Annotated in this window: 25 protein-coding genes; 16 read left to right on the plus strand and 9 right to left on the minus strand. The window is 74.4% G+C overall.

Going from position 1 to position 25861, the window contains the following annotated elements; translation table 11 throughout:
- The first annotated feature begins 123 nt into the window (after positions 1-123).
- Together ZF1_RS08420 and ZF1_RS08425 are read left to right on the plus strand one after the other, a co-directional pair.
- Positions 124-765 carry a class I SAM-dependent methyltransferase gene (locus ZF1_RS08420; protein WP_374231413.1) on the plus strand — a complete coding sequence of 214 codons (642 nt, stop codon included), beginning with the start codon at positions 124-126 and terminating at the stop codon, positions 763-765.
- Positions 762-2165 carry an MATE family efflux transporter gene (locus tag ZF1_RS08425; RefSeq protein WP_482636934.1) on the plus strand — a complete coding sequence of 468 codons (1404 nt, stop codon included), beginning with the start codon at positions 762-764 and terminating at the stop codon, positions 2163-2165. The genes ZF1_RS08420 and ZF1_RS08425 overlap by 4 nt, the downstream gene beginning before the upstream one ends.
- A gap of 163 nt (positions 2166-2328) precedes the next feature.
- Here ZF1_RS08425 and ZF1_RS08430 read toward each other — a convergent pair whose 3' ends face one another.
- Together ZF1_RS08430 and ZF1_RS08435 are read right to left on the minus strand one after the other, a co-directional pair.
- Positions 2329-4107 (minus strand): sensor histidine kinase, encoded by a 1779-nt coding sequence (locus ZF1_RS08430; protein ID WP_482636935.1) that lies wholly within the window; start codon positions 4105-4107, stop codon positions 2329-2331.
- 121 nt (positions 4108-4228) lie between these two features.
- Positions 4229-5701 (minus strand): cation:dicarboxylate symporter family transporter, encoded by a 1473-nt coding sequence (locus tag ZF1_RS08435; RefSeq protein WP_405418563.1) that lies wholly within the window; start codon positions 5699-5701, stop codon positions 4229-4231.
- 118 nt (positions 5702-5819) lie between these two features.
- Between ZF1_RS08435 and ZF1_RS08440 the strand changes: the two genes are divergently transcribed.
- The 8 genes from ZF1_RS08440 (at position 5820) to ZF1_RS08475 (ending at position 13914) form a co-directional block, all read left to right on the plus strand.
- Positions 5820-6479 carry a response regulator transcription factor gene (locus ZF1_RS08440; RefSeq protein ID WP_405418562.1) on the plus strand — a complete coding sequence of 220 codons (660 nt, stop codon included), beginning with the start codon at positions 5820-5822 and terminating at the stop codon, positions 6477-6479.
- A gap of 9 nt (positions 6480-6488) precedes the next feature.
- Positions 6489-7385: a tRNA pseudouridine(55) synthase TruB gene (gene truB / locus ZF1_RS08445; RefSeq protein WP_482636936.1), complete on the plus strand. Its 897-nt coding sequence runs from the start codon at positions 6489-6491 to the stop codon at positions 7383-7385.
- 64 nt (positions 7386-7449) lie between these two features.
- Complete coding sequence (locus tag ZF1_RS08450; RefSeq protein ID WP_208826613.1) at positions 7450-8412, plus strand: bifunctional riboflavin kinase/FAD synthetase; 963 nt, start codon at positions 7450-7452, stop codon at positions 8410-8412.
- 65 nt (positions 8413-8477) lie between these two features.
- A complete protein-coding gene (locus ZF1_RS08455) occupies positions 8478-9017 on the plus strand; it encodes a hypothetical protein (RefSeq protein WP_482636937.1) in 540 nt (179 codons plus the stop codon).
- 12 nt (positions 9018-9029) lie between these two features.
- The gene (locus tag ZF1_RS08460) at positions 9030-9560 is read left to right on the plus strand and encodes a 2'-5' RNA ligase family protein (protein ID WP_482636938.1); all 531 of its coding nucleotides are present in this window, start codon (positions 9030-9032) and stop codon (positions 9558-9560) included.
- 166 nt (positions 9561-9726) lie between these two features.
- Entirely contained in the window at positions 9727-9996 is a 270-nt protein-coding gene (gene rpsO, locus ZF1_RS08465) for a 30S ribosomal protein S15 (RefSeq protein ID WP_020621572.1), read from the plus strand.
- Between the two features lie 242 nt (positions 9997-10238).
- On the plus strand, positions 10239-12524 hold the full coding sequence (locus tag ZF1_RS08470; protein ID WP_482636939.1) for a polyribonucleotide nucleotidyltransferase: 2286 nt from the start codon (positions 10239-10241) through the stop codon (positions 12522-12524).
- 79 nt (positions 12525-12603) lie between these two features.
- On the plus strand, positions 12604-13914 hold the full coding sequence (locus ZF1_RS08475; protein ID WP_476654832.1) for a M16 family metallopeptidase: 1311 nt from the start codon (positions 12604-12606) through the stop codon (positions 13912-13914).
- Between the two features lie 39 nt (positions 13915-13953).
- Here ZF1_RS08475 and ZF1_RS08480 read toward each other — a convergent pair whose 3' ends face one another.
- Positions 13954-15012 carry an ABC transporter permease gene (locus tag ZF1_RS08480; RefSeq protein WP_476654165.1) on the minus strand — a complete coding sequence of 353 codons (1059 nt, stop codon included), beginning with the start codon at positions 15010-15012 and terminating at the stop codon, positions 13954-13956.
- A gap of 232 nt (positions 15013-15244) precedes the next feature.
- On the opposite strand from ZF1_RS08480, the gene ZF1_RS08485 reads away from it, so the two are divergent.
- Together ZF1_RS08485 and dapB are read left to right on the plus strand one after the other, a co-directional pair.
- The gene (locus ZF1_RS08485; protein WP_020627871.1) at positions 15245-15724 is read left to right on the plus strand and encodes a DUF456 domain-containing protein; all 480 of its coding nucleotides are present in this window, start codon (positions 15245-15247) and stop codon (positions 15722-15724) included.
- A 145-nt stretch (positions 15725-15869) separates the two neighbouring features.
- The gene (gene dapB / locus ZF1_RS08490) at positions 15870-16619 is read left to right on the plus strand and encodes a 4-hydroxy-tetrahydrodipicolinate reductase (protein WP_482636940.1); all 750 of its coding nucleotides are present in this window, start codon (positions 15870-15872) and stop codon (positions 16617-16619) included.
- Positions 16620-16623: 4 nt separating this feature from the next.
- On the opposite strand, the gene ZF1_RS08495 is transcribed toward dapB, so the two are convergent.
- Positions 16624-17154, minus strand: coding sequence for a GNAT family N-acetyltransferase (locus tag ZF1_RS08495; RefSeq protein ID WP_224403168.1), 531 nt, complete (start codon positions 17152-17154; stop codon positions 16624-16626).
- Positions 17155-17309: 155 nt separating this feature from the next.
- Between ZF1_RS08495 and ZF1_RS08500 the strand changes: the two genes are divergently transcribed.
- Entirely contained in the window at positions 17310-18194 is an 885-nt protein-coding gene (locus ZF1_RS08500; RefSeq protein WP_482636941.1) for a dioxygenase family protein, read from the plus strand.
- A 118-nt stretch (positions 18195-18312) separates the two neighbouring features.
- Entirely contained in the window at positions 18313-19560 is a 1248-nt protein-coding gene (locus ZF1_RS08505; RefSeq protein WP_482636942.1) for a winged helix-turn-helix domain-containing protein, read from the plus strand.
- Positions 19561-19564: 4 nt separating this feature from the next.
- On the opposite strand, the gene ZF1_RS08510 is transcribed toward ZF1_RS08505, so the two are convergent.
- From ZF1_RS08510 to ZF1_RS08520, 3 genes are all read right to left on the minus strand, one after another.
- The gene (locus ZF1_RS08510) at positions 19565-20008 is read right to left on the minus strand and encodes a nitroreductase family deazaflavin-dependent oxidoreductase (protein WP_482636943.1); all 444 of its coding nucleotides are present in this window, start codon (positions 20006-20008) and stop codon (positions 19565-19567) included.
- Positions 20009-20074: 66 nt separating this feature from the next.
- Positions 20075-21283, minus strand: a complete 1209-nt coding sequence (locus ZF1_RS08515; protein WP_405418542.1) for a DUF4097 family beta strand repeat-containing protein — start codon at positions 21281-21283, stop codon at positions 20075-20077.
- Positions 21280-21852, minus strand: a complete 573-nt coding sequence (locus ZF1_RS08520) for a toxin-antitoxin system HicB family antitoxin (protein WP_482636944.1) — start codon at positions 21850-21852, stop codon at positions 21280-21282. The genes ZF1_RS08515 and ZF1_RS08520 overlap by 4 nt, the downstream gene beginning before the upstream one ends.
- A gap of 151 nt (positions 21853-22003) precedes the next feature.
- Here ZF1_RS08520 and thyX point away from each other — a divergent pair, with 151 nt between their 5' ends.
- Positions 22004-22768 carry an FAD-dependent thymidylate synthase gene (thyX, locus tag ZF1_RS08525; RefSeq protein ID WP_482636945.1) on the plus strand — a complete coding sequence of 255 codons (765 nt, stop codon included), beginning with the start codon at positions 22004-22006 and terminating at the stop codon, positions 22766-22768.
- Between the two features lie 39 nt (positions 22769-22807).
- On the opposite strand, the gene ZF1_RS08530 is transcribed toward thyX, so the two are convergent.
- Both ZF1_RS08530 and ZF1_RS08535 read right to left on the minus strand, forming a co-directional pair.
- Positions 22808-23551, minus strand: coding sequence for a Crp/Fnr family transcriptional regulator (locus ZF1_RS08530; protein WP_482636946.1), 744 nt, complete (start codon positions 23549-23551; stop codon positions 22808-22810).
- Positions 23552-23739: 188 nt separating this feature from the next.
- Entirely contained in the window at positions 23740-25053 is a 1314-nt protein-coding gene (locus ZF1_RS08535) for an MFS transporter (RefSeq protein ID WP_224403162.1), read from the minus strand.
- A 166-nt stretch (positions 25054-25219) separates the two neighbouring features.
- On the opposite strand from ZF1_RS08535, the gene ZF1_RS08540 reads away from it, so the two are divergent.
- Complete coding sequence (locus ZF1_RS08540; protein WP_482636947.1) at positions 25220-25846, plus strand: TIGR03085 family metal-binding protein; 627 nt, start codon at positions 25220-25222, stop codon at positions 25844-25846.
- The last annotated feature ends 15 nt before the right edge of the window (positions 25847-25861 follow it).

Below are 25861 nucleotides of genomic sequence, written 5' to 3' on the forward strand. Positions count from 1 at the left end.
GCCCGGTTGATCGGGTTCATCCGGGGTACATCGCCGCGACACCACGATCGGATGGACCTCGGGGCGGTCCGGTGTCGCGGCACCGGGGCACGTAGCGTGTCCCGCGAGACCAGGAGGTGAGCGGTGCGATCCGAGCCCGCTGCGGCCCGCGGGGGCGACGACAGTCACGGCAACGAGCCCAGCGGGTGGCCGGAGTTCCTCCGGGCCTGGCTGCGCAACCCGGCCCAGGTGGGTGCGGTGTGGCCGAGCTCGCCGCGGCTGTCGGCCAAGCTGGCCCGTATCGCGCCGGGTCACGGCGCGCCGGTCGTCGTGGAGCTGGGGCCGGGCACCGGCGCCGTCACCACGCAGGTCGGCAGGCGGCTCCCGCCGGAGGGCCGGCATCTGGCCGTCGAGCTCGACCCGCGGATGGCCCGCTTCCTGCAGGACCGCCACCCGGGCGTCGAGGTCGTGAACGGTGACGCCCGCAAGCTGGGGTCGCTGCTCGCCGAGCGCGACATCACCTCGGTCGACGCGGTGATCTCCGGGCTGCCCTGGTCGCTGTTCGACCGGGCGATGCAGCAGGAGATCCTCGACCAGGTCGTCGGGGCGGTGGGGGAGACCGGTGCGTTCGCGACGTTCGCCTACTCCCACACCCTGCCGATGCCCTCGGCGCGGCGGTTCAAGGCGGCCCTGCACGACACGTTCGACGAGGTCGTGATGACCCGCACGGTGTGGCGCAACCTGCCGCCCGCATTCTGCTTCCTCTGCCGTCGTCCCCGTCGGTGACCCGGTCCGCCCCCATCGCGGGCGGGCCCCGTGACATCCTCCGGCTCGCCCTGCCCGCGCTCCCGGTGCTGGCGGCCGAGCCGCTGTTCCTGCTGGTCGACACCGCCGTCGTCGGGCGGCTGGGTGGGCTGCCGCTGGCCTCGCTCGCCGTCGCGGCGGTGCTGTTCGCGCAGGTCACGACCCAGCTGACGTTCCTGTCCTACGGGACGACGGCGCGCGCGGCCCGGTTCTACGGTGCCGGGCGCCGGTCGGCCGCGGTGGCGGAGGGTGTGCAGGCGACCTGGCTGGCGCTGGGCGTCGGGCTGCTGGTCGTCGTGCTCGGACAGCTCGCCGCGGCACCGCTGGCGGGGCTGCTCGCCGGGGACCCGGTGATCGCCGAGGGCGCGGTGTCGTGGCTGCGGATCGCGCTGCTCGGCGCCCCGCTGGTCCTGGTGACGCTGGCCGGCAACGGCTGGATGCGCGGGGTGCAGGACACCCGTCGCCCGATGTGGATCGTGATCGGCGGCAACCTGCTGTCCGCGCTGCTCTGCCCGCTGCTGGTGCACGGGGCGGGGGACTGGGCGGGCTGGGGGCTGGAGGGCTCGGCGATCGCCAACGTCGCGGGGCAGGCCGTCGCGGCGTCGCTGTTCCTGCGGGCGCTGGTCGTCGAACGCCGGCGCGCGCCCGCCGGTGACCCGGTCCGCTTCGCCCCGGACGCCGCGGTGCTCCGTTCGCAGGCGACGATGGGCCGCGACCTGATCGTGCGGTCGCTGGGGTTCCAGGCCTGCTTCCTGTCCGCGACGGCGGTCGCCGCCCGGTTCGGGTCCGAGTCCGTCGCCGCGCACCAGATCGTGCTGCAGCTGTGGGTGTTCCAGTCCCTCGTGCTCGATGCGGTCGCGATCGCGGCGCAGTCGCTGGTCGGGGCCGCCCTGGGTGGCGCGGACGGCGGACACGGTGCGGACGGCGGACACGGTGCGGACGGCGACCGTGCGGACACCGGACCGGCGCGGTCGCTCGCCGCCCGGGTCACCCGCTACGGCCTCGTGCTCGGCTGCGGGTTCGGCGTGCTGTTCGCCTCGCTCTACCCCGTCCTGCCGCCGGTGTTCACCCGCGACGCGGCGGTCCTCGCGGCGATCCCCGCGGCGTGGTGGTTCTTCACCGCGCTGCAGCCGATCGCCGGGGTGGTGTTCGCCCTGGACGGCGTGCTGCTCGGCGCCGGTGACGCGGCCTTCCTGCGCACCACGACGCTGCTCGCCGCGCTCGGCGGGTTCCTGCCGATGATCTGGCTGTCGCTGCTGTTCGGGTGGGGGCTGGCCGGGATCTGGACCGGGCTCGCCGCGTTCATGGTGGTGCGCCTGGTCGCGGTGGGGCTGCGGGCGCGGTCGGGGCGCTGGGCGGTCCCGGGGGAGGTCCGGGCCTGACGCGCGTGGCCCGTCGACGGAGCCCGGGCGGCCGAGCGGCACACCAGGCACCCGGTGACGAGGTCCGGAGGTGCATGACGTGCCACTCGGCGGTTCCGGGACGGGGCACCGAGCCACGTCCCGCGCGGCGCTCCTCCCGCCTGGGGCCCGGTGGTGGCGGGGTTCAGCCCCGGTCGGTGGCCGGGGTCTCCGGACGGTGGACGGCGGCACCCGGCCGGTGGAGCGGCGCCCCGGGGTCCTCCGGCGGCCCGGTGTTCCCGTCGTCCCCGGGGGACCCGGCCGGGAGCGGCAGCCGCACGGTGAACACGGCGCCGCTGCCGTCGTCGCGGGTACCGACCGTCACCGATCCGCCGAGGCGGCGGGCGATCCGGTCGACCAGGGCCAGCCCGATGCCGCGGGGGCGGCCGCCGCGCGTGGCCCGGGTGCTGAACCCGAAGGTGAACAGCTCGCGGGCGGTGTCCTCGGGCACGCCGGGACCGCTGTCGGCGACCTCCAGCCGCAGCTCGCGGTCGTCCGGAGGGGTGCTCAGCGCGACCGCGACCGACCGCTCCCCGGTGCGCCCGGCGACCACCTCGATCGCGTTGTCGACGAGGTTCCCGGCCAGCGAGACCAGGTCGTCCGCGGCGAACGGCAGCCGCAGGTCCGGCAGGACGCCGGGGTCGCAGGTGTCGGTGACGGTCAGGATGACGTCCTGCTCGGCGGCCTGCCACGCCTTGTCCGCGAGCAGCGCGGCGAGGACCGGGTCGTAGACCGCGGCCACGACCTGCGCGGCGGGGCCGCGGGTGCGGTCGAGCGCGGCGGTTCCGGCCTTCGCGGCGTCGGCGGTGTCGCCGAGCTCGATCAAGGTCAGGACGGTCTGCATCCGGTTGCCGAACTCGTGGGCCTGGCCCGACAGCGCGGCGACGGTGTCGCGGGCCTCGTCGCGCTCGCGCAGCACCCCGGCCAGCTCGGTGCGGTCGCGCAGCGTGAACACCCGCGTCCCCGGGCCCGCGGCCGGCCCGGCGTGCCTGCTGTTGACCAGCAGCACCCGCTCCCCGGCCAGGGCGGCCCGGTCACGCAGGTCCGAGCGCAGCCCGCTCGTGAGCACGGCGGCGACGGCAGGATCCATGCCGAGGCCTGCGAGCGGCCGCCCCGGTACGGCGGGGTCGTCGGGGGAGTCGTGGCCGGGCAGGCCGAGCAGCCGCCGGGCCTCGGCGTTGACGACGACGAGCCGCCCGTCGCCGTCGACGACCAGCAGCCCCTCGCCGACGGCGTGCAGCACCGCCTCGTGGTGGGTGTAGGCGGCGGTGATGTCCTCGGGCTCCAGCCCCAGGGTCTGGCGGCGCAGCCGCCGGGCCAGCAGCACCGCCAGCCCCGAGCCGACGAGCACCGCCGCCGCGGCGGCCGCGACGATCCCGGGCAGCGAGCGCAGGGCGAGGTCGCTGATCCGGGTCTGCAGCACGCCGACGGACACGACGGCGGCGATCCGGCCGTCGACCAGGACCGGGGTGACGGTGCGAACCGAGGGCCCGAGGGTGCCGGTGTAGACCTCGGTCGAGGTCCGCCCGGCCAGCGCGGGGGCGATGTTGCCCTGGTAGGGCAGCCCGATCTCGTCGGGGTTGTAGTGGCTGTAGCGGATGCCCTGCGGGGACATCACGACGATGAAGCCGGTGGTGGTGGCCCGCCGGACCCGCTCGGCGATGGGCTGGAGGCGGGCGGAGAGGGCGGCGAGACCGCCGCCGTCGCGGACGGCGTCGACGACCTCGGGGTCCGAGGCGAGCGACAGCGCGATCCCGGTGGTGAGCCGGCCCGCGGCGTCGTGCTCCAGGCGGCTCGCCCCGTAGCCGCCGAGCGCGGCGAGCCCGCCGACGGTCAGCAGCACGGTGACGACCTGCAGCAGGAACAGCCGCCGCACCAGCCGCGAGCGGCGCAGCGGCGGGGAGGAACGGAGCGGCCGGCGCACGGGCCCAGCCTGCCACCGCGGGGGCGGCAGTGGGACCCGTGCACCGGCCGGGACGTCGACACCCCCGCGGGCCTCGGGGCTCCGCGGGGGTGCGACGGTCATGGGAGGAGGACGTGCCCGGTCAGGAGCCCGCGCCGACCTTCTCGCGACGGGACTCGTCGGCGTCCGGCTTCGCGGCGCCGTCGGCGGCCTCGTCGATCTCGGCGTCCGCGGCCCCGCCACCGTGCGCGGCCTCCATGTCGGCCTCGACCAGCGTCGGGTCGTCGAGCACCGCGGCGAGCCGCTCACGGTCGAGCTCGCCGTTCCAGCGGGCGACGACCAGGGTGGCGACGACGTTGCCGATCGCGTTGGTCAGTGCGCGGCCCTCGGACATCATGCGGTCGATGCCGACGATCAGCGCGAGGCCGACGACGATGGCCTCGGGGGTGAAGAACTCCCCGCCGAAGGCCTGCAGCGACGCGGCCAGGGTGACCAGCCCGGCGCCGGTGACACCGGCGGCGCCCTTCGAGGTCAGCACCATGAGCACGGCCAGCGCGATCTGCGCGCCGATCGGCAGGACCTCGCCCCCGGCCTGGATGATGAACAGCGCACCCAGGGTCAGGTAGATGCAGGTGCCGTCGAGGTTGAACGAGTAGCCGGTCGGGATGACCATGCCGACGGTCTGCTTCGACGCACCGGCGGACTGGAGCTTCGTGAGGAAGCGGGGGAGCACCGACTCCGACGACGAGGTGCCGACGATGATCAGCAGCTCGTCCTTGATCAGCCGGATGACCTTGAAGACGTTGAACCCGGCGGCCCAGGAGACCGCGCCGAGGACGACGACCACGAACACCGCGCAGGTGCCCCAGAACACGGCCATCAGCTTGAGCAGGTTGACCAGCGACCCGCCGCCCATCTGGCCGACGGTGTAGGCCATGCCGCCGAACGCGGCGACCGGCGCGGCCCACATGATGATCTTGATGATGCCGAAGATGACCTGGGCGATGCCCTCGATGCCGCCGACCAGGCGGCTGCGCAGGGCCGGGTTCAGCGAGGAGATGGCGCAGGCCGACAGGATCGCCAGCACCAGGACCTGCAGCACCGAGTTCTCGACGAACGGGCCGAAGAAGCTGTGCGGGAGCAGCGAGTCCTGGATGAACGGGATGACACCCGACTCCTGACTGCCGGTCGCGGCCTGGTCGGTGGCCTTCGCGAGGTCGGACGTGCTCGGCTGGCCGGTGAATCCGGCGCCCGGCTGGAACACGTTGCCCGCGACGAGCCCCATCGTCAGCGCGATGACGGTCATGACCAGGAAGTAGCCCAGCGCCCGGGCGGCGAGACCGCCGGCGCGGGCCAGGTTGCCCAGCGAGGCGATGCCGACGACCACGGTGCAGAAGATGACCGGGCCGATGATGACCTTGATCATCTGGACGAACGTGTCGGCCAGCCACTTGGTCTCCTTGGCGAACCCGGGGGCGAGGAAGCCCACCAGGATCCCGGAGACGATGCCGACGATGACCCAGAACCAGAGCTGGGTGTAGACCTTCTTCTTGGTCCGGGTGGGGGTGGTGGACCCCGTCCCGGACGAGCCGTCTGCGTTGGCGACCTCGGCCATGTCCGTCCTCCTCGACGTGTGCGGTGGGGAAACGATGGGGTCGGGTCGTGTCGTGGGGCAACCGCGGGGACACCGGGCTTGAGGAAGCTTTGAGGAAAGCGTGGCTAGGGTGGGCGGCGTGCGGGTGCTGCTGGTCGAGGACGACGCGATCCTCGGCGACGCGTTGCGCCGCAGCCTCGTCCGCCAGGGCTACCCGACCGACCTCGTGACCAGCGGGTCCGCGGCCATCGCGGCCGTCGCCGAGCGGGAGCCCGACGTGGTGCTGCTCGACATGGGCCTGCCCGACCGCGACGGCATCGGCGTCTGCCGGGAGATCCGGGAGCGGTCCCGGGTGCCGATCCTGGCGATCACCGGCCGCGGCGACGTCGCGGCGCGGGTGCAGGGCCTGCGCTCGGGCGCGGACGACTACCTGGTCAAGCCGGTCTCCACCGAGGAGCTCGTCGCCCGGATCGAGGCCGTCCTGCGTCGTGCCACCGGCGCGGCGGTGGCCGCGACGGTGAGCGTCGGCGACGTCGTCGTCGACCTCGACCGGCGCGCGGTGACCGCGGGCGGCGCCGAGGTCGCGCTGACCCGCAAGGAGTTCGACCTGCTCGCCGCGCTCGCCCGCCGCGAGGGTGCGGTGCTGCCGCGTACCGAGTTGCTGGAGCAGGTGTGGGGGATCGCCGACGCCTCCGCGGCACGCACCCTGGAGGCGCACGTGGCGTCGCTGCGGTCGAAGCTGGGCACCCGCGACGTCGTGGTGACGGTCCGTGGAGTCGGGTACCGGCTGGCGCGTTAGCGTCCCGGCGTGCCCGCACGCAACCCGCTCCCGCCGCCCGGACTCGTGATCGTCGACAAGGACCGGGGCCCGACCAGTCACGACGTCGTCGGGAAGCTCCGCCGGATCATGGGCACCCGCAAGGTCGGCCACGCCGGGACGCTGGACCCGATGGCGACCGGGGTGCTGGTCGTCGGCATCGAGCGGGCCACCAAGCTGCTCGGGCACCTGTCGCTGGACACCAAGGCCTACACCGCCACCGTGCGCCTCGGGCAGGCCACCGACACCGACGACGCCGAGGGCACGCCCGTCGGCGAGCCCGTCCCGGTCGATGCCGACGACGCCGCTCTCCGGGCCGCGACGGCCGCGCTGACGGGAGAGATCATGCAGGTCCCCAGCGCAGTCTCCGCGGTCAAGATCGACGGGAAGCGCGCCTACCAGCGGGTCCGCGACGGCGAGACCGTCGAGATCCCGGCCCGCCCGGTCACCGTGTCCGCCTTCGAGCTGCTCGCGGTGCGCCGCGAGGGGCCGTGGTGCGACCTGGACGTCGCCGTCGACTGCTCCTCGGGCACCTACGTCCGCGCGCTCGCCCGCGACCTCGGCGCCGCGCTGGGCTCCGCCGGCCACCTGACCGCGCTGCGACGCACCCGGGTCGGACCGTTCACCCTGGAGCACGCGCGCACCGTCGAGCAGCTCACCGACGACCCGGGTCTGTCGCTGGACCTCGCCGCGGCCGTCGCGACGGCGTTCCCCCGCGTCGACCTCGACGCGTCCGCCGCCACCGACGTGCGGTTCGGCAAGTCGCTGCCCGCGGCCGGGATCGAGGGCACCTACGGCGTGTTCGCCCCGGACGGCGCCGCGTTGGCCCTGATGGCCGACCGCGGCGCCGCCGCCCGCCCGGTCGTCGTGCTCGCCCCGGCCGGCTGAGCCCCGGACCGGCCGCGGTCGCCCGCTGCGCGGGATCCCACCCGGTTCGCCTAGGCTCGCGGCCGTGCAGCGGTGGCGTGGTCTGGAGGCGGTTCCGCCCGGCTGGGGCCGGTGCGTCGTCACCGTCGGCGTGTTCGACGGGGTGCACCGGGGACACCGGCAGCTGATCGCCCGCGCGGTGGAACGGGCGCACGAACGCGGCCTGCCCGCCGTCGTCGTGACGTTCGACCCGCACCCGGCCGAGCTGATCCGGCCGGGCACGCACCCGGCGCGGCTGTCCACACTCGACCGGCGGGCGGAGCTCGTGGCCGAGGCGGGCGCGGACGTCTTCTGCGTCATCCCGTTCACCGAGTCGCTGTCCCGGATGGCGCCCGCCGGGTTCGCGCACGAGGTGCTGGTGGACCGGCTGCACGCGGCCGTCGTCGTCGTGGGCAGCAACTTCACCTTCGGCCACCGGGCCGAGGGCGACGTCGGGACCCTCGCCGAGCTGGGCCGTCGCTTCGGGTTCGCCTGCGAGGCCCTCGACCTGGTCTCCGACCGCGACGTGACCTTCTCCTCCACCTACATCCGGTCCTGCATCGACGCCGGGGCCGTCCGCGACGCCGCGCACGCGCTGGGCCGCTGGCACCGGGTGGACGGCGTGATCGTGCACGGCCACAAGCGTGGCCGTGACCTCGGCTATCCGACGGCGAACGTCGCCAGCCCCCCGCACACGGCGATCCCCGCGGACGGCGTCTACGCGGGCTGGTTCCGCATCGGCGACCGCCGCCTGATGGGCGCCGTCTCGGTGGGGACCAACCCCACGTTCTCCGGGCGGGTGCGCACCGTCGAGGTCTACGTGCTCGACGTCGACGAGAACTTCTACGGCCACGAGGTCGGCGTCGAGTTCGTCGAGCGGCTGCGCGGCCAGGAGCACTACGACGGCATCGAGGCGCTCGTCGCGCAGATGGGCCGCGATGTCGCGACCTGCCGCGAGATCCTCACCGCGGCCGGCGACGCGACCGGACCCGACGGGGCTCCGGGTTAGGTGAAAACCCCCTGCCGGGGCCGAACGTCCACGCCCGCACCGCGTGGCCGCCGAGGCTGTCCGGCATGGACGACCCCCGCACCGCGGACCCGGTGGCGCAGGAGATCGCGCGCAACCGCGACCGCCAGAGCGCGATCTACGGCGAGCCCCTCGACGAGCGCATCCGCCGGCTCACGACCGGTCTCGGCATCACCCAGGCCCGCCTCGCCGCCGCGGTCGGGCTGAGCCCGGCGATGCTGTCCCAGCTGGCGGGTGGGCGCCGGGTCAAGATCGGGGACCCGGCGGTGCTGGGCCGGATGACCGCGCTGGACCGGCGGCTCGCGCACGGCCCGGTGCCCGACGCCGAGCGCGACGTGCTGCTGGCCCGGGTCCACCAGGAGCCGACGCCGTGGGGCCCCACCGGCGCCTGCCGCTGCGCCGAGCAGACCCCCGCCACCGGGCCGGCGGTGCCGCGGCCGCGACGGGCCCCGGCCGAGCCGACCGCGGAGGACGCGCTGCGCGGGGTGAGCGCACCGGCCCGGCTCGTCGCGGCGGCGGCCGAGTTGGCGCCGGCGTTCCCGGAGATCGCCGAGGTGCTGCGCCGTGCCGCCGCCGGACGGCGCTGACAGGCTGTGCGGATGCGGCTGTTCACCGCGCTGTGGCCGCCGCCCGGGGCGGTGGCGGCGCTGACCCGCGCACTCGGCGGGGCCCCGTCCCCGCTTCCGGACGGCGCGCGCCGGGCCGACCCGTCGACCTGGCACGTGACGCTGTGCTTCCACGGCGACGACGACCCGGACGCCCGCGCCGCGACCCTGGACGTCGCGCTGACCGGCGCCGTCGCGCCCCGGCTGCGGATCGCCGGCACCGGCACCTTCCCGGGCGTGCTGTGGGCCGGGGTCGAGGAGCGCGACGGCCCCGTCGCGGGCGCCCTCGCCGAGCTGGCCGCCCGGGCCGGTGCGACGGGGCCCCGGCCGTACCGCCCGCACGTCACCCTGGCCCGCTGGGACCGGCGCCGCGGGGACGCGACCGTGGGCGGCGACGGCATCGCCGCGGGCCCCTGGTGGACACCGGGGGAGGCGGTGCTCGTGCGCAGCGAGCCCGGTGCGCGCTACACCGTGGTCCACCGGGTCCCGCTGCGCCCCGGCACATCGGACCGCACACCGGGGTGACACGGGTCGGCGGCGGTCGGCGCACCCGTCGCTGGTACCGTTTCACACCGGGTCCGGCTGCAGTCCGTGGCGGCCGAGACCGACTTCCTGCCGTCCCCCCGGTTCATCCGGGTCTCGTCGGACGTCACGGCCCCACGGACCGTCTCAAGGATGAAGGAGTTGAGCAGTGGCACTGACCACCGCCGAGAAGAAGAGCACGCTCGAGCAGTACGGCACCCACGCCACCGACACCGGGTCCCCCGAGGCCCAGGTCGCGCTGCTGACGCAGCGCATCGTCGGCCTGACCGAGCACCTGAAGCAGCACAAGCACGACCACCACAGCCGGCGCGGCCTGCTGCTGCTGGTCGGTCGTCGTCGCCGGCTGCTCAAGTACCTGCGCGAGGTGGACGTCGCCCGCTACCGCGCGCTGATCGAGAAACTGGGTCTGCGCCGCTGACCCGCCCGGCCGACCCGGCACCGGTTCCCGGTGCCGGGTCGTTCCGTAACACCGAGCGACACAACTGAACAGAGCCCGCCACTCGGGCGACCGGACATCCGCCGGTCCTCGGTAGTGGCCCCCGGAGCGCGACGCGCGGCCGGGGGCTTCGATCGAAGACCGGCCCAGCAGGGGATCGAGCCGGCGCCACGGTGGTGGGGGTAGACGAAGACCACTCCCAACGACGAGGAGAACACCCCCGTATGACTGACGTCATCTCCGAGGACGGCATGCACGAGAGCACCGCCGTCATCGACAACGGCACCTACGGCACCCGCACCGTCCGGTTCGAGACCGGCCGGCTCGCCCGCCAGGCCGCCGGGTCCGTCGTCGCGTACCTCGACGACGAGACCATGCTGCTGTCCGCCACGACCGCCTCGAAGCGGCCGAAGGACCAGTTCGACTTCTTCCCGCTCACGGTGGACGTCGAGGAGCGGATGTACGCCGCGGGCCGGATCCCCGGCTCGTTCTTCCGCCGCGAGGGCCGCCCGGGCACCGACGCGATCCTGACCTGCCGCCTCATCGACCGCCCGCTGCGCCCGTCGTTCGTCGACGGCCTGCGCAACGAGATCCAGGTCGTCGTGACGGTCATGTCGCTCGACCCGAAGGACCCCTACGACGTCGTGGCGATCAACGCCGCGTCGGCGTCCACCCAGCTCGCCGGCCTGCCGTTCTCCGGCCCGGTCGGCGGCGTCCGCGTCGCGCTCATCGCGAACGAGGCGGGCACCGACACCCAGTGGGTCGCCTTCCCGACCCACGACCAGCTCGACCGCGCCGCGTTCGACATGGTCGTCGCGGGCCGCATCGTCGGTGACGACGTCGCGATCATGATGGTCGAGGCCGAGGCCACCGAGAACACCATCGACCTCGTCGCCGGTGGGGCCACCGCCCCGACCGAGGGTGTCGTCGCGGACGGGCTGGAGGCGGCGAAGCCGTTCATCCGCAGCCTGTGCGTCGCCCAGCAGCAGCTGGCCGACGTCGCGGCCAAGCCGACCGCCGACTACCCGGTGTTCCCGGCCTACCAGCCGGACGCCTTCGAGGCGGTCTCCGAGGCCGTCGAGCAGGAGCTGGCGCAGGCGCTGACCATCGCCGGCAAGCAGGAGCGCGAGACCCGGACCGACGAGATCAAGGCGTCGGTGCTGGACAAGCTCGGCGAGCGCTTCGTCGGCCGCGAGTCCGAGCTCGGCAACGCGTTCCGCTCGCTGAACAAGAAGCTGGTCCGCCGCCGCATCCTGACCGACCAGGTCCGGATCGACGGCCGCGGCCTGACCGACATCCGGCCGCTGTCGGCCGAGGTCGAGGTCGTCCCGCGGGCGCACGGCTCGGCGCTGTTCGAGCGCGGCGAGACCCAGATCATGGGCGTCACCACGCTGAACATGCTCCGCATGGAGCAGCAGATCGACCAGCTGGGGCCGGAGACGCGCAAGCGCTACCTGCACCACTACAACTTCCCGCCGTACTCGACCGGTGAGACCGGCCGCGTCGGCTCGCCGAAGCGCCGCGAGATCGGCCACGGCGCACTCGCCGAGCGGGCCCTGATCCCGGTCCTGCCGAACCGCGACGAGTTCCCGTACGCGATCCGGCAGGTCTCCGAGGCCCTGGGCTCGAACGGCTCGACCTCGATGGGCTCGGTCTGCGCGTCCACGATGTCGCTGCTCAACGCCGGTGTGCCGCTGAAGGCGCCGGTCGCGGGCATCGCGATGGGCCTGGTGTCCGACGAGGTCGACGGCCAGACGCGCTACGTCGCGCTGACCGACATCCTCGGTGCCGAGGACGCGTTCGGTGACATGGACTTCAAGGTCGCCGGCACCAAGGAGTTCGTCACGGCGCTGCAGCTGGACACCAAGCTGGACGGCATCCCGTCCGAGGTGCTCGCCGCCGCGCTGAACCAGGCCAAGGACGCCCGTCTGACCATCCTCGAGGTGATCGGCGAGGCCATCGACGGCCCGGACGAGATGAGCAAGTACGCGCCGCGGGTCACCGCGGTGAAGGTCCCGGTCGACAAGATCGGCGAGGTCATCGGCCCGAAGGGCAAGATGATCAACTCGATCACCGAGAAGACCGGCGCCGACATCTCGATCGAGGACGACGGCACGATCTACGTCGGTGCGAACGACGGCCCCTCCGCGGAGGAGGCGATCGGCATGATCAACGCGATCGCCAACCCGCAGCTGCCGAAGGTCGGCGAGCGGTTCCTCGGCACGGTGGTCAAGGCCGCCGCGTTCGGTGCCTTCGTCTCGCTCGTCCCCGGCAAGGACGGCCTGGTCCACATCTCGAAGCTCGGCAACGGGAAGCGGATCAGCAAGGTCGAGGACGTCGTCAAGGTCGGCGACAAGCTGCGCGTCGAGGTCACCGACATCGACAACCGCGGCAAGATCTCGCTGATCCCGGTGGTCGAGGAGTCCGCCTCCGCGGACGTCACCGAGACCCCGGCCGCCGAGGGCGCCGTCGACGCCGAGGCCCCGGCCGAGGCCGCCAACCCGAGCTGAACTGTTGGCACCTGAGAACGACCACGCGGCGGCGGCCCGGGACTCCTCCCGGGCCGCCGCCCGCGTGTCCCCGCCGCCCATGGCCACCGCCGACGACACCACCGACACGGTCCGCCGCAGCGACCTGCCCGGCGGGGTCCGGCTCGTCACCGAGACGGTGCCGGGCGTCCGCTCGGTCGCGCTGGGCATCTGGATCGGGATCGGCTCGGTCGACGAGACCCCCGAGCAGGCCGGTGCCGCGCACTTCCTGGAGCACCTGCTCTTCAAGGGCACCCGGCGGCGCACCGCGGCAGGCATCGCCGAGGAGATGGACGCCGTCGGCGGTGAGCTGAACGCGTTCACCGCCAAGGAACACACCTGCTACTACGCCCACGTCCTCGACACCGACGTGGCGCTGGCGGTGGACGTGCTGGCCGACGTCGTCACCGACGCCGAGCTGGCCCACACCGACGTCGAGCTGGAACGGGGCGTCGTGCTCGAGGAGATCTCGATGCGCGACGACGACCCGGAGGACCTGCTCGGCGACCTGTTCGACGAGACCCTGTTCGGCGACCACCCGCTCGGGCGCCCGGTGATCGGCTCCGAGGACTCGATCCGGGCGATGAGCCGCGACACCCTCCACAGCTTCTGGCGCGGGGAGTACACGGCGCCGCGGATGGTCGTCGCCGCGGCCGGGAACCTGGACCACGACCACGTCGCGGAGCTCGTCGCCGCCGCACTGGACCGTGCGTCGCGGGGCCACACCGGCGCGCGCCCGGTGCCGCCGCGGACGGCGACCGGGGCCCGCCCCGTGCGCACCGGAGCCCTCGGCCTGCTCGACGACGACTCCGAGCAGGCCCACATGATGCTCGGCGTGCCCACCGCGGGCCGCGCCGGGCGCGGCCTGCCGGTGCTGGCGGTGCTGAACTCCGCCCTCGGCGGGGGACTGTCGTCGCGGCTGTTCCAGCAGGTCCGCGAGCAGCGCGGACTGGCCTACCAGGTCTACTCCTCGACCGTCCGCTACGCCGACGCCGGCGCGCTGTCGGTGTACGCCGGGTGCGCCCCGGAGCGGCTGGGCGAGGTCGTCGCCGTGGTGCGTGACGTGCTCGGCGAGGTCGCGGCCGACGGCCTGACCGAGGCCGAGGTCGTCCGCGCCCGGGGCGCCCTGCGCGGGGGACTGGTGCTGGGCTGCGAGGACACCGCGTCGCGGATGAACCGGCTCGGCCGCGCCGAGCTGGACCACGGGCGGCAGCGGTCGCTGGCCGACAGCCTGGCCCGCATCGACGCCGTCACCCCGGCCGAGGTCGCCGCGCTGGCGGGGGAGCTGCTGGCCCAGCCGCTCACCGCGGCCGTGGTGGGTCCCTACGGCGACGTGGACGACCTCCCCGCCGCGCTGCGCGACCTGGCCTGACCTCCCCCGAACCTGCTCCGAGGGTCACTTTCGTGGCTTCTACGGCCCCGAGAGTGACTCTCGGGGCATCCGGGGTGGTGGGTGAGACGGGCAGAGCCCCGGACCGGGCGGTCCGGGGCTCTGTGCCGTCACTGGGTCGAGGGCGACGACCGCGACGTCGGCGAGCATGGCGCCGACCGCCGTCGTCACCGCGCCGAACGCCGCCGTGGCGACGACGCCGTGGATGTCGTTGGTCGAGATGGTGCGGATGAAGTAGTCGCCCATGCCCTGCCAGGCGAAGGTCTTCTCGGTGATCACCGCGCCGGTGAACAGCGCCGGGATCGCGAACGCCACCTGGGTGGCGACCGGGATCATCGAGCTGCGCAGCCCGTGGCGGCGGATGGCCTGCCTGCGGGTCAGCCCCTTGGCCCGGGCGGTCCGCACGTAGTCGGAGTTGACCACGTCGAGCAGCATCGAGCGCTGCAGCAGGTGGTAGCCCGCGTAGGAGATGACCAGCAGCGAGATCGTCGGCAGCACCAGGTGCTGGGCCCGGTCGAGGAGCAGCGGCCAGAACCCGGTGACCCCGGGCGACTCGGACCCCGCGACGTAGAACAGCGTCCCGCCGACACCCTGGTTGATCGCGATGGCGACGAACACGACCGCCAGCGCCGCGACCGCCGACGGGATGTTCAGGGTGAACACCGAGGTCAGCTGGGCGGCGCGGTCACCGAGCCGGTACTGGCGCTGGGCCGAGTAGACCCCGAGCGCCACCCCGATCACGATCGACAGCAGCAGCGAGAAGAACACCAGCTGCCCGGACACCACGACGCGGAACGCCACCTGCGCGTTCACCGGGTCGCCGATCGGGCTGGTGCCCCAGTCCCACCGGGTCACGATCCCGGTGACCCAGATCCACCACCGCTCCAGGACCGGGACGTTCGAGTCCAGGTTGTACTGGCCCAGCGAACGGGCGATCTCCGCGTCGGTGCGCGGCGGCCGCAGCTGCAGGTAGTTGACCCGGGGGTCGAGGAACGAGTTCGCGAGGAAGTAGACCAGGTTGGTCGCGACGACGATCATCGCGAGCCACCCGGCGCCCCTGCGCAGGAGGTACCGGAGCACGCTGCTCTTCTCTGTTCGTCCGCGGTGCGGTGGTGGTGACCGGCACGCGCGGGTGGTGGGACGACCGCAGGTGAGCGGGTGTCACTGTTTCGGGTGACATCGAGGCTGGCACGCCAGTACCAGAAATCGGTAGACCCGGCTCACAGCGTTTACCCATTCGTGATGATGACACCCGGCCGTCATCGCGGGTTCGTCCGCTCGGCGCGTGTGACCTGCTGGCAGGCTGGGTGTCATGACCGCCCTCGCCGTCGTCGCCGGCCTGATGATGCTCGTCGGCCTGGCCGGGATCGTGCTGCCGGTGCTGCCCGGGCCGCTGCTGATCGTCGGCGGGGTGGCGGTCTGGGCGGTCCCGCGCGGCGACGCGGTCGGCTGGTGGGTGCTCGGCATCGCGGTGCTCGTCACCGTCGCCGGTCAGGTCGCGAAGTACCTGCTCCCGGGACGCCGGCTCAAGGCCGCCGGGGTCCCGACGCGCACCCTGTTCGCGGGGCTCGTGCTGGGGGTCGTCGGGTTCTTCGTCGTGCCCGTCGTCGGGCTGTTCCTCGGGTTCGTGCTCGGGGTGTGGCTGGCCGAGCTGGCCCGCCTGCCCGATGCCGCCACCGCCTGGCGCTCGGCACGCGAGGCGCTCACCGCCGTCGGCTGGAGCATCCTCATCGAGCTCGCGGCCGGGCTGGTGACGGTCGCGGTGTGGATCGGCGGCCTGGTCGTCGGCTGAGCCCCGGCCGACCGTGCCCCGCGGTCGCGGACCGGGCACCGTCCGCACCGGCGTGGGACCGGTCCGGTGCCGGATCCGGGATCACGCCGGGCCGCTGCATAGACTCCGCGGCGGTCCACGACGTCGAGGTGCGCGAGGTGTACGGGTGAGCGGGACGATCAAGGTGGCGGTCCTCGGGGCGAAGGGCCGGATGGGCTCCGAGGTGTGCCGGGCGGTCGAGGCCGCCGGGGACACCGAGCTGGTCGCCGCGCTGGACGCGGGCGACGACCTGTCCGCCCTCGACGGCGCCGACGTCGCCGTGGACTTCACCCACCCCGGCGCCGCGATCGCCAACATCCGGGAGTGCCTGGCGCGCGGGGTCGCGCCCGTCGTCGGGACCAGCGGCTTCGACGCCGCCAGGTTCGACGAGGTCCGCGCGATCCTCGACGAGCGCGGCTCCGGCAGCGTGCTCGTCGCCCCGAACTTCGGGGTCGGCGCCGTGCTGATGATGCACTTCGCGGCGCAGGCCGCCCGCTTCTTCGACTCCGCCGAGGTCGTCGAGCTGCACCACGCCGGCAAGGTCGACGCGCCGTCCGGTACCGCCGCGCGGACCGCGTCGGTGATCGGCGCGGCACGACGCGAGGCCGGGCTCGGCGAGATCCCCGACGCCACCACCGACGACCCGCACGGCGCCCGCGGCGCGGTCGTCGAGGGCGTCCACGTGCACGCGGTCCGGATGCCCGGGCTGATCGCGCACCAGGAGGTCATCCTCGGCACCGACGGCGAGGTGCTCACCCTGCGCCACGACTCGATGAACCGGACCAGCTTCATGCCGGGGGTGCTGCTCGCGGTGCGCGCCGTCCGCGACCGCCCGGGCCTGACCATCGGCCTGGAGCCGCTGCTCGGGCTCGGCTGAGCCCTCAGTCGACCAGGTGCAGGTCCAGCGTCCCGGAGTGGCGGACCTCGCGCAGCGTCGACGTGCCGGTGTCCAGCGTGCGCACCGCGCCGTCGGGTGCCCAGCCGGCGCGGCCGTAGAAGTTCCGTGAGGCGGTGTCGGCCTCGGCCACCCAGGTGCGCCCCGAGTCCGAGCCCGACTCCCGCAGCGCGGCCGCGGCGGCGGCGAGCAGCCGTCCGCCGTGCCCGCGCCTGCCCCAGCGCGGCTCCACGAGCAGCGTGCTGACCTCGGCGATCGCCATGCCGTCGGCCCCGGCGTAGCGGGCGGCGGCGGCGAACCCGACGGTCTCGTCCCCCTCGACGGCGACGAACAGGTGGAAGCCGTCCCCGGCGTGCACGGCGTCGCTCCAGTGCGAGCGCGCGGCGTCCGAGGTGAGCCCGGCGAACGCCTCCTCGGGCAGCAGCCCGGCGTAGGCGGTGCGCCAGGTGCGGTCCTGGATCGCCATGATCGCGCCGACGTCGTCATCGGTGGCGGGGCGGACGGTCGCGGTGGCCATGGGTCATGCCTACCGTGCGACCCCGCGGGCCGCGTCACCGCCCGGGTCCACAGCGGCCGCACAGGTCGTTGCGATCCGCGCCCCATCCCCGGTCCCTAGCGTCGTCGTCGGTTCCGCACGACAGTTCCCGACGACGACGCACCGGAGGACCCGCCATGCCCCGCTACCAGGGCCGTGACCTGCCCCGCCCCGACGACGAGGTCGTCGACCAGGGCCTCGGGTTCGACCTCGGCACCCTGCTGAGCAGGCGCCGCATGCTGGCCGTGCTCGGCGTCGGCGCCGTCACCGCCGGGCTCGCGGCCTGCGGTACCGCGGCCCCGTCGGCGACGACCGCGACCACGACCGGCGAGATCCCGGACGAGACGGCGGGTCCGTACCCCGGCGACGGCTCCAACGGTGCGAACGTGCTCACCGACTCCGGGGTGGTGCGCAGCGACATCCGGTCGAGCTTCGGCACCGGCTCGGCGACCGCGGCCGGGGTGCCGATGACCCTCGAGCTGACGATCACCGACATGGCCGCCGCGGGCATGGCGGGTGCCGCGGTCTACGTCTGGCACTGCGATCGCGACGGCCGGTACTCCCTGTACTCCGAGGGGCTGGAGGACGAGAACTACCTGCGAGGGGTCCAGGTCGCCGGCAGCGACGGGAAGGTGCGCTTCACCAGCATCTTCCCGGCCTGCTACAAGGGGCGCTGGCCGCACATCCACTTCGAGGTCTACCCCTCCGAGGCCGACATCACCGACGCCGCCAACGCGGTCGCCACCTCGCAGGTCGCCCTGCCGCAGGCCGACTGCGACACCGTCTACGCCACCACGGGATACGAGCAGTCGGTGTCCAACCTGGCCGAGCTGAGCCTGGCGTCCGACAACGTCTTCGGCGACGACGGCGGCGCCCTCCAGCTCGCGACCGTCACCGGCGACCCGGCCACGGGCTACACGGTCGCACTGACCGCCGCCGTCGACCCCACCACCGAGCCGGCCGCGGGAGCCGCCCCGGGCGGTGGCGGGCCGGGTGCCGGCGGCCCGCCGCCCGGCAGCTGACCGGCCGGATGTCATCCGGCGCGGTGCCGCGGGTCCGCTGCCGCCCGGTGTGGTGCGGCCCGGCCACCGGTCCGGGCGGTACCGGATCCTGTCGGTGCCCCGTGGCAGCATCCCGGCCGTGCGCACGATCTCAGCCGACGTCGCCCGTCGGACGTTCCTCGCGGCCCAGGGCTTCACCGACCCGCGGCCGTCCGGGCCGGTCACCCGTCGTCATCTCGGACGGGTGCTGGACCGGGTGAAGCTGCTGCAGCTCGACTCGGTCAACATCGCGGTGCGCGCGCACTACATGCCGCTGTTCAGCAGGCTCGGTGCCTATCCCGCCGCCCTCCTCGACGACGCCGCCTGGTCGCCCGACGCGCGCCGCCCGCGGCTGCTGGTGGAGACCTGGGCGCACGAGGCGAGCCTCGTCCCGGTCGTCGACCGGCCGCTGCTCTCCCACGAGACGCTGCCGCGGCGGTGGTGGAAGCACTACGGGCCGCTGCTGGAGAAGCACCCGCGGCTGGCCGAGGACATCCTCGACGTCGTCGCGGAGGCGGGGCCCATGGGCGCCGGGGCGATCGAGAAGGCGCTGGCCCCGGCCGGCCGGGCCGGTGAGGTGCGCCCGCGCCCGCCCGGCGCGACCTGGTGGGAACGCTCGGAGGTCAAGCGGGTCTGCGAGTACCTGTTCGCGACGGGGGAGCTGTCGGTCGGCACGCGCGTCCACTTCGAACGCCGCTACGACCTGCCCTCCCGGGTCCTGCCGCCGGAGATCCTGGCGCTGCCCGAGCCGGACCCGGCGGACGCCGCTCGCGAGCTCGTGGCCAAGTCCGCGTCGGCGCTGGGGATCGGCACCGAGACCGACCTGCGCGACTACTACCGGCTCGGCCCGGAGCGCACCCGCACCGCGATCGCCGAGCTGGTCGACGCGGGTGCCCTGGAGCCGGTGAGCGTGCGCGGCTGGGACCGGCCCGCCTACCGGGACCCGGCGGCCCGGGTGCCGCGCGCGGTGACCGGGCGGGCGCTGCTGTGCCCGTTCGACCCGCTGGTGTGGGAGCGGGACCGGACCGAGCGGATCTTCGGGTTCCGCTACCGCATCGAGATCTACGTGCCGGAGCCGAAGCGGGAGTACGGCTACTACGTCTTCCCGTTCCTGCTCGACGGCGAGCTGGTCGGCCGGGTCGACCTCAAGGCCGACCGGGCGGCCGGGGTGCTGCGGGTGCCCGGCGTGTTCGCCGAGCCCGGGGCGAGCGCCCCGCGCCCGCGGATCGCGGCCGAGCTGGCCGGTGAGCTCGCGACGATGGCGGGCTGGCTCGGGCTCGACGGCGTCGCCGTGGGGGAGCGGGGCGATCTGGCCGCCGAGCTCCGCGCCGAGGTCGCCGCCCGCTGAGGGGTCAGGCGGGATCGAGGCGGAACACGGCGATCGTGTCCAGGTGCTCGGCGACCTGCTCCTCGGTGGCGTCGGCCGGCACCGGGAACGCCGACAGCGCCCACGGCACGTCGAGTGCCCGCAGGTAGCCGACGACGACGGCCGCGGCCTCGGCGCGCCCGGGCTCGACCGCGCGGTGCGGCTCGTCGCCCGTGGCGGAGCGGATCGCGCACTCCGGCGTCGCCCGCAGGTTGCGCACCCAGTCCCGCCCACCGGTGGGGGAGACCAGGTAGCCGGCACCACCGTGCCCGACGACACCGATCGGGGTGTCGCGCGGCTCCCCGCTGCGCCGCCCGCGGGTACGCAGCACGCGCAGGGCGTAGCCGCCGTCGGGGACGGGGCCGGCGGGCATCTGCAGCACCCGGGCGGTCATGGAGGCGTTCGTCGCGGCGATCTCGGTGCGGTCCACGACGCCGAGCCTACGCCGGTACCTCGCTCACCGATCATCTCGATGAGCGAGGAACCGGTCGCAGGGTCAGACCGCGGCGGCCGACGCCCGGGTCACGAGGACGTCGCCGCTGCCGGTGCGTCCGGACAGCCGCACCGCGGGCGCCGTGGACGGGGTGTCGTGGCGGACGTCGAGCTCGGATCGGGCGCGGCCCGACCCGGTCGACAGGTCCAGCTCGGCGGCCACACCGGAGTGCACCCCGACCCGGACCGACCCCGACCCGGTGCCGAGCCGGACGTCACCGGAGACCGCGTCGGCGACGACGACGTCCCCCGACCCCGAGCGCACCTCGAGGTCCGCGGTGAGCTCGCCGACGCGGACGTCGCCGCTGCCGGTCCGGATGCGCGACGCGCCGCCGAGCGACCCGGCCTCGACGCTGCCGGAGCCGGCACGCAGATGCGCCCGGCCCGAGCACGTGCCCAGGTCGATCGACCCCGACCCGGTGGTGACGTCGGCGTCGCCGTGCACCTGGGCCACGCGGGCCGCGCCGGACCCGGTCCGCACCGCGGCCCAGGACGCCCGGCCGGTCAGCTCGACCGAGGCCGCGCCGGTCCGCACCGCGGGCCGCGACCCGGCGGGGGCGGAGACGGTGACCACGAGCGGCACCGCGCCGAGGGCCGGGTCGTCCGGCCCGCGGACCACCAGGCGTCGCGACGAGGCCGACCACTCGACGGTGACGGCGTCGACGGCGTCCGCCGACGGGTCGCCGGTGGCCTCCCACGGGGCGCCGACGATCGGGTCGAACCCGCGGCCGGACCAGCCCACCCCGGCCCGGGGCACGCCGGAGCCGCCGGTCATCGAGCTGCCGATCCAGTCGAGCAGCCCGCCGAGGCCGCCGGACCACGGCGCGGCGCTGCGGTCGGCGGTGACCTCCGCGCGGACCTCGCCGGCCCCGTCGACCAGGTCGATCCGGACCCGGCCGGCGCCGGTCGTCACCTCGATCTCGGCGGCGCCGGCGCAGTCGAACCGCTCGCTGCGGGAGGGGGTGCCGGCGGGGCCGGTGCCGCCCGTGGAGCCGTGGTCGCCGCCCGCGCCGCCGGAGCCGGCGCCGCCGGTGCCCGCGCTGTCGGTGTCGCCGGTCGGCGCGTGGCCGGTGCCGCCGTCGGCGCCGCTCGCGCCGGGGGAGCCGCCGCCCTCCCCGCCGGGGCCGCTGTCGGAGCCGGTGTGGGCGTCGCCGCCGTGCGTGGCGTCACCGTTGCCGTCGTCCGGCCCGGGGCCCGTCCGCTCGTCGCTCATCCCTGCACCCATCCCCTCAGGTTGCGCCCGTCACGGTGCGGACGGCCGGTGCGTCCCTCCGCGCCGGCCAGTGCCCCCTGCACCGCCTGGGACACCCAGGTGTTGAGCGAGACGCCCTGGGACTGGGCGGCACGCTCGGCCTGGGCCTTGATCTGCTCGACGATGCGCAGGGTGACCCGGCTGATGTCCCCGGCGTCGCCGGAGAACGGCGAGCCACCGGAGGCCGGGCCACCGGAGGCGCCGCCGCCGAACGGGAAGCCGCCGATCGGCGCGGTCCCCTCGCTCGCCGGGGCCGGGTCCGGGGTGGGGGAGTGCCCGGGCTCCGGGTCACCCCCGGACACCGACACGCGCACCTCCCGACCGTGCAGGCGGACCTCGACCGAGCGGTCGCCGAGCGCGGCGGTCGCCTCCGAGGCCAGGTCGGACAGGGCGTTCATGATCGCGAGCCGGGCGGCGGGCTCGATCGCGGAGCCGAGCAGGGCCGCCGTGCGGCGGGTCTGCTCGTCACCCGCGGCCGCCGCGGCGGCGAGATCGTCGCGCAGCTGCGCGACATACGGCGTGAGGTCCATGACGCCACTATGGCGTCACTGGTGACATCACGCCACCCGTTCGTGGCGTCGATGGCGACGTCGCAGGGCACCGGGGGTGCCGCGGCCGCCACCGTGGGTGCGGGCGCGGGGCCCGGCGGGTGCCGGGGACGCCGGTCGTTACCCTCGCGGCATGCCGGAGACCGCGCCGAAGACCGTCCCGCTGACCGTGCAGCTCGTCGCGAAGACCGAGTTCACCCCGCCCGCGGACGTCCCGTGGTCCACCGACGCCGACGGCGGCCAGGCGCTGGCCGAGTTCGCCGGCCGCGCCTGCTACCAGTCGTGGACCAAGCCGAACCCGCGCACCGCGACCAACGCCGGCTACATCGCCCACATCCTCGAGGTCGGGCACCTCTCGGTCCTCGAGCACGGCTCGGTCAGCTTCTACCTGACCGGCATCTCGCGCTCCCTGACCCACGAGCTGATCCGGCACCGCCACTTCTCCTACTCCCAGCTCTCGCAGCGCTACGTCCCCGAGCGTGACGCCGCGATGGTCGAGCCCGACGTCATCGCCCAGGACCCGGAGCTGCACGAGCTGTTCCTGCAGGCCTCGGCCGACGCGCTCGCCTCCTACGAGAGGCTCCTCGAGGGTCTGGAGGCGCGCTTCGCCGACGTGCCGAACGGCACGCTGCGGCGCAAGCAGGCCCGCCAGGCCGCGCGGTCGGTGCTGCCGAACGCCACCGAGACCAAGATCGTCGTCACCGGGAACTACCGGGCGTGGCGGCACTTCATCGCGATGCGCGCCTCCGAGGCCGCCGACGTCGAGATCCGCAACCTCGCCGTCGAGTGCCTGCGCCAGCTGCAGGTCGAGGTGCCGAACGTGTTCGCGGACTTCCAGATCCAGACCCTCGCCGACGGCACCGAGATCGCCTCCAGCCCGCTGGTGGCCGAGGGCTGAGCGAGGCTCGCCGAGCGGGCATCGGCGCCGGGGACCGGCTCAGGCCAGGACGGCGTGCACCCGTCGTCGCAGGTCCGGCAGGTCCCGCACGACGAACCCGCGTCCCTCCTTCTCCAGCAGGCCCTCCGCGACCAGCCGGGACAGCTCCCGGCTGGTCGTGACCCGGGTGAGCCCCACGAGCAGCCCCAGCTCGTCGACGGCGGGGCGGATCGACAGCCGGGCCACCTCGTCGAGTGCGATCTCGCCGTAGGCCTCCACCAGGTGGCCGAGCAGCAGGATGATCCGCTCGCGGGCGGGCAGCCCCTCGATGAGCACGTGCAGCTGCATGACCCGCTGCTTGTAGGCGATCCGGCGGGTGATCTCCAGCAGCAGTTCCGGCTCGTCGCGGGCGGCGGTCAGCAACGCGTCGCGGGTCACCGAGACGATCTCCGACGGCCGGGTGCAGACCGAGGCGAGGTGCCGCGGCCGTCCGTCGACGCAGGCCGCCTCGCCGAGGCTGGCGCCGGGCTCGGCGTAGGCCAGGGAGCGTTCCGAGCCGTCGGGCCGATGCAGGTAGATCCGGACCCGCCCGGACACGACGAGGTGGAACCGCGACGACAGCTGGCCCTGGGTGTAGACGTGCTCGCCGCGGGCGTAGTGGCGGGGGCTGCCCAGCTGCGCGATCCGCGAGGTCAGCGACGTCCACGGGGCGGTCAGGAACGGTGAGACCGGGTGGTCGTCGGGGTCGGGGGCGGGCAGCGCGCGCACGGTGCCGTCGGGCCGCCGTGCCGCGCCGCTGCTCATGGTCCCGCCTCCCGGCCGTCGCCGCTGGTCCGTCCGGACGGTAGCGGGCTCGGGCGCCTGCGGGTAGGTGGACGGCCCGGACGCCGAGGGGTGCGTCCGGGCCGTCGGGTCCGGGGGTGCCGGCCGGCGGCCGCCGGCACCGGGTGGGGTGCGGTGCGGCCCGCCCGGACGGGCCGCACCGGTGGCCGTCAGGCGGCCGCGAGCTGTGCGTCCTGCTCGGCGAGGGAGTCCGCGTCGGTCTGCGGCAGGGCCAGCGTGCAGAGCAGGCTGATCAGCGAGACCGCCGAGAGCAGCAGGCCGATGCCGAGGCTGCCTAGCGTCGACGCGGCCAGCGCCGCGGCGAACAGCGGGACCACGCCGCCGCCGAAGACGCCGGCGAGGTTGTAGGCGATCCCGGCGCCGGTGTAGCGGAAGCGGGTCGGGAACAGCTCCGGGAGCTGGGCGCCGATCGGGCCGTAGGCGATGCCGACGACGCCGAGCACCAGCGACAGGCCGAGACCGAACGACCACACGGTGCCGATGTCGATGATCGGGAACGCGAGCAGGCCGGCCGCGACCGAGGCGATGTTGCCGCCCACGACCATCTTCCGGCGTCCGACCCGGTCGGACAGGATCGCGGAGGCGATCGTCGTCAGGGCGAAGACCAGGCCGCCGACGATGCCCATCGCCAGCACCGAGGTGCGCGGGAGCTCGAGCTGCTGGGTGCCGTAGCTGGTCAGGTAGGTGACGCCGATGTAGAAGAAGGCGAACACGGCGGTCGTCGAGCCGGCGCCGAGGAACACCGCGGCCGTCCGGGTCGTGAAGACCTCCGTGACCGGCAGCCTGGTCGAGACCGGGCCGCTGTTCTTGAACGTGGCGGTCTCCTCCAGCGCGAGGCGGACGTAGAGCCCGACCGCGACGAGCAGCACCGACCCGATGAACGGGATGCGCCAGCCCCAGGCGAGGAACGCCTCGTTGCTCATGGTGAGCGCGGTGACCAGGAAGGTCGCCGAGGCCAGCGCGAACGCGACCGACGGGCCGAGCTGCGGGAACAGGGCGTACTTGCCCCGCGCCTTGGTCGGCGCGTTCTCCGCGGTCAGCAGCGTGGCACCGGCCCACTCGCCGCCGACGGCGAGGCCCTGCAGGATGCGCAGCACCACGAGCAGGATCGGTGCGAGGACGCCGATCGTGCCGGTGGTGGGCAGCAGGCCGATGGCCAGCGTGGAGAACCCCATCAGCAGCAGAGTGGTGACCAGCGTGCCCTTGCGGCCGAGCCGGTCGCCGAAGTGGCCGAACAGGATCGACCCGAACGGGCGCGCGACGAACGCGACGCCGAAGGTGGCCAGGGCGAGGGCGGTACCGGCCGCCGCCCCGAGCTCGGGGAAGAAGACCTTGTTGAACACCAGGGCCGCGGCGGTGCCGTAGATGAAGAAGTCGTAGAACTCGATGACCGTGCCGGTCATGCTCGCGAGTGCGATCTTGCGCATCGACCGCGGCGGCTGCGTGGCGACAGCTTTCGTCACGTGTGTTCTCCCCGTCGAGAAGCATGGAGTGGGACGGATCGGAGTATCGGGACACGGAAGGGTGAGATCTGTATCATCGGCTACAGATGGCCTGCGTTCCGTCAGCCGTTTGTCGACCGTTCGTCGCGCGGTGCGGCCCGGAGCGGGCCGGACTAGGTTGGGGGCGGTGAGCCTTGCCACCGCCGAACGTGCCGCCCTGTGTGCCGAGTTCGAACGCTCGGGTCCCGACCGCCCGACGCTGTGCGAGGGGTGGAACGCCCGGGACCTGCTCACCCACCTGCTGGTGCGCGAGCGGCAGCCGTGGAACGCCGCGGGGATCGTGGTGCCCGCGCTGTCGGGCATGACCGACAAGGCGATGGACGGCTACGCGTCCGCGGCCTGGCCGAACATGATCGACGACCTGCGCAAGGGGCCGCCCGCGTGGTCGCCGTTCAAGGTCGGCAAGGTCGACGAGATCGCCAACGGTGCCGAGTTCTTCGTCCACCACGAGGACCTGCGCCGCGGGGAGCCCGGCTGGGAGCCCCGCTCGTCGGACCCGGAGCGTGACGGGCAGCTGTGGAACCTGCTCGCGAACCAGGCGAAGCTGCTGTTCCGGCGCAGCCCGGTCGGCCTGGTCCTGGCCCGTCCGGAGGGCGCGACCCAGGTCGTCGCGACCGGGTTCGGCGTGGTCACGGTGACCGGTGAGCCCGCCGAGCTCGTGCTGCACGCCTTCGGCCGGGACGCCGCGCGGGTGGAGGTGACCGGTCTGCCCGCCGACGTGGAGGCCTACCGGGGTGCCCCGTCCGGCATGTGACCGGGAACCGTCGGT

It is taken from the genome of Pseudonocardia sp. ZF1, from assembly GCF_056835605.1.

Coding starts and splice junctions, on each gene's coding strand:
- ZF1_RS08520 (WP_482636944.1), bottom strand. CDS start 21,852: ATGGACCTCACGCCGTATGTCGCGCAGCTGCGCGACGATCTCGCCGCC.
- ZF1_RS08485 (WP_020627871.1), top strand. CDS start 15,245: ATGACCGCCCTCGCCGTCGTCGCCGGCCTGATGATGCTCGTCGGCCTG.
- ZF1_RS08515 (WP_405418542.1), bottom strand. CDS start 21,283: ATGAGCGACGAGCGGACGGGCCCCGGGCCGGACGACGGCAACGGTGAC.
- ZF1_RS08435 (WP_405418563.1), bottom strand. CDS start 5,701: ATGGCCGAGGTCGCCAACGCAGACGGCTCGTCCGGGACGGGGTCCACC.
- ZF1_RS08455 (WP_482636937.1), top strand. CDS start 8,478: ATGGACGACCCCCGCACCGCGGACCCGGTGGCGCAGGAGATCGCGCGC.
- thyX (WP_482636945.1), top strand. CDS start 22,004: ATGCCGGAGACCGCGCCGAAGACCGTCCCGCTGACCGTGCAGCTCGTC.
- ZF1_RS08470 (WP_482636939.1), top strand. CDS start 10,239: ATGACTGACGTCATCTCCGAGGACGGCATGCACGAGAGCACCGCCGTC.
- ZF1_RS08495 (WP_224403168.1), bottom strand. CDS start 17,154: ATGGCCACCGCGACCGTCCGCCCCGCCACCGATGACGACGTCGGCGCG.
- ZF1_RS08460 (WP_482636938.1), top strand. CDS start 9,030: ATGCGGCTGTTCACCGCGCTGTGGCCGCCGCCCGGGGCGGTGGCGGCG.
- ZF1_RS08500 (WP_482636941.1), top strand. CDS start 17,310: ATGCCCCGCTACCAGGGCCGTGACCTGCCCCGCCCCGACGACGAGGTC.
- ZF1_RS08530 (WP_482636946.1), bottom strand. CDS start 23,551: ATGAGCAGCGGCGCGGCACGGCGGCCCGACGGCACCGTGCGCGCGCTG.
- ZF1_RS08475 (WP_476654832.1), top strand. CDS start 12,604: ATGGCCACCGCCGACGACACCACCGACACGGTCCGCCGCAGCGACCTG.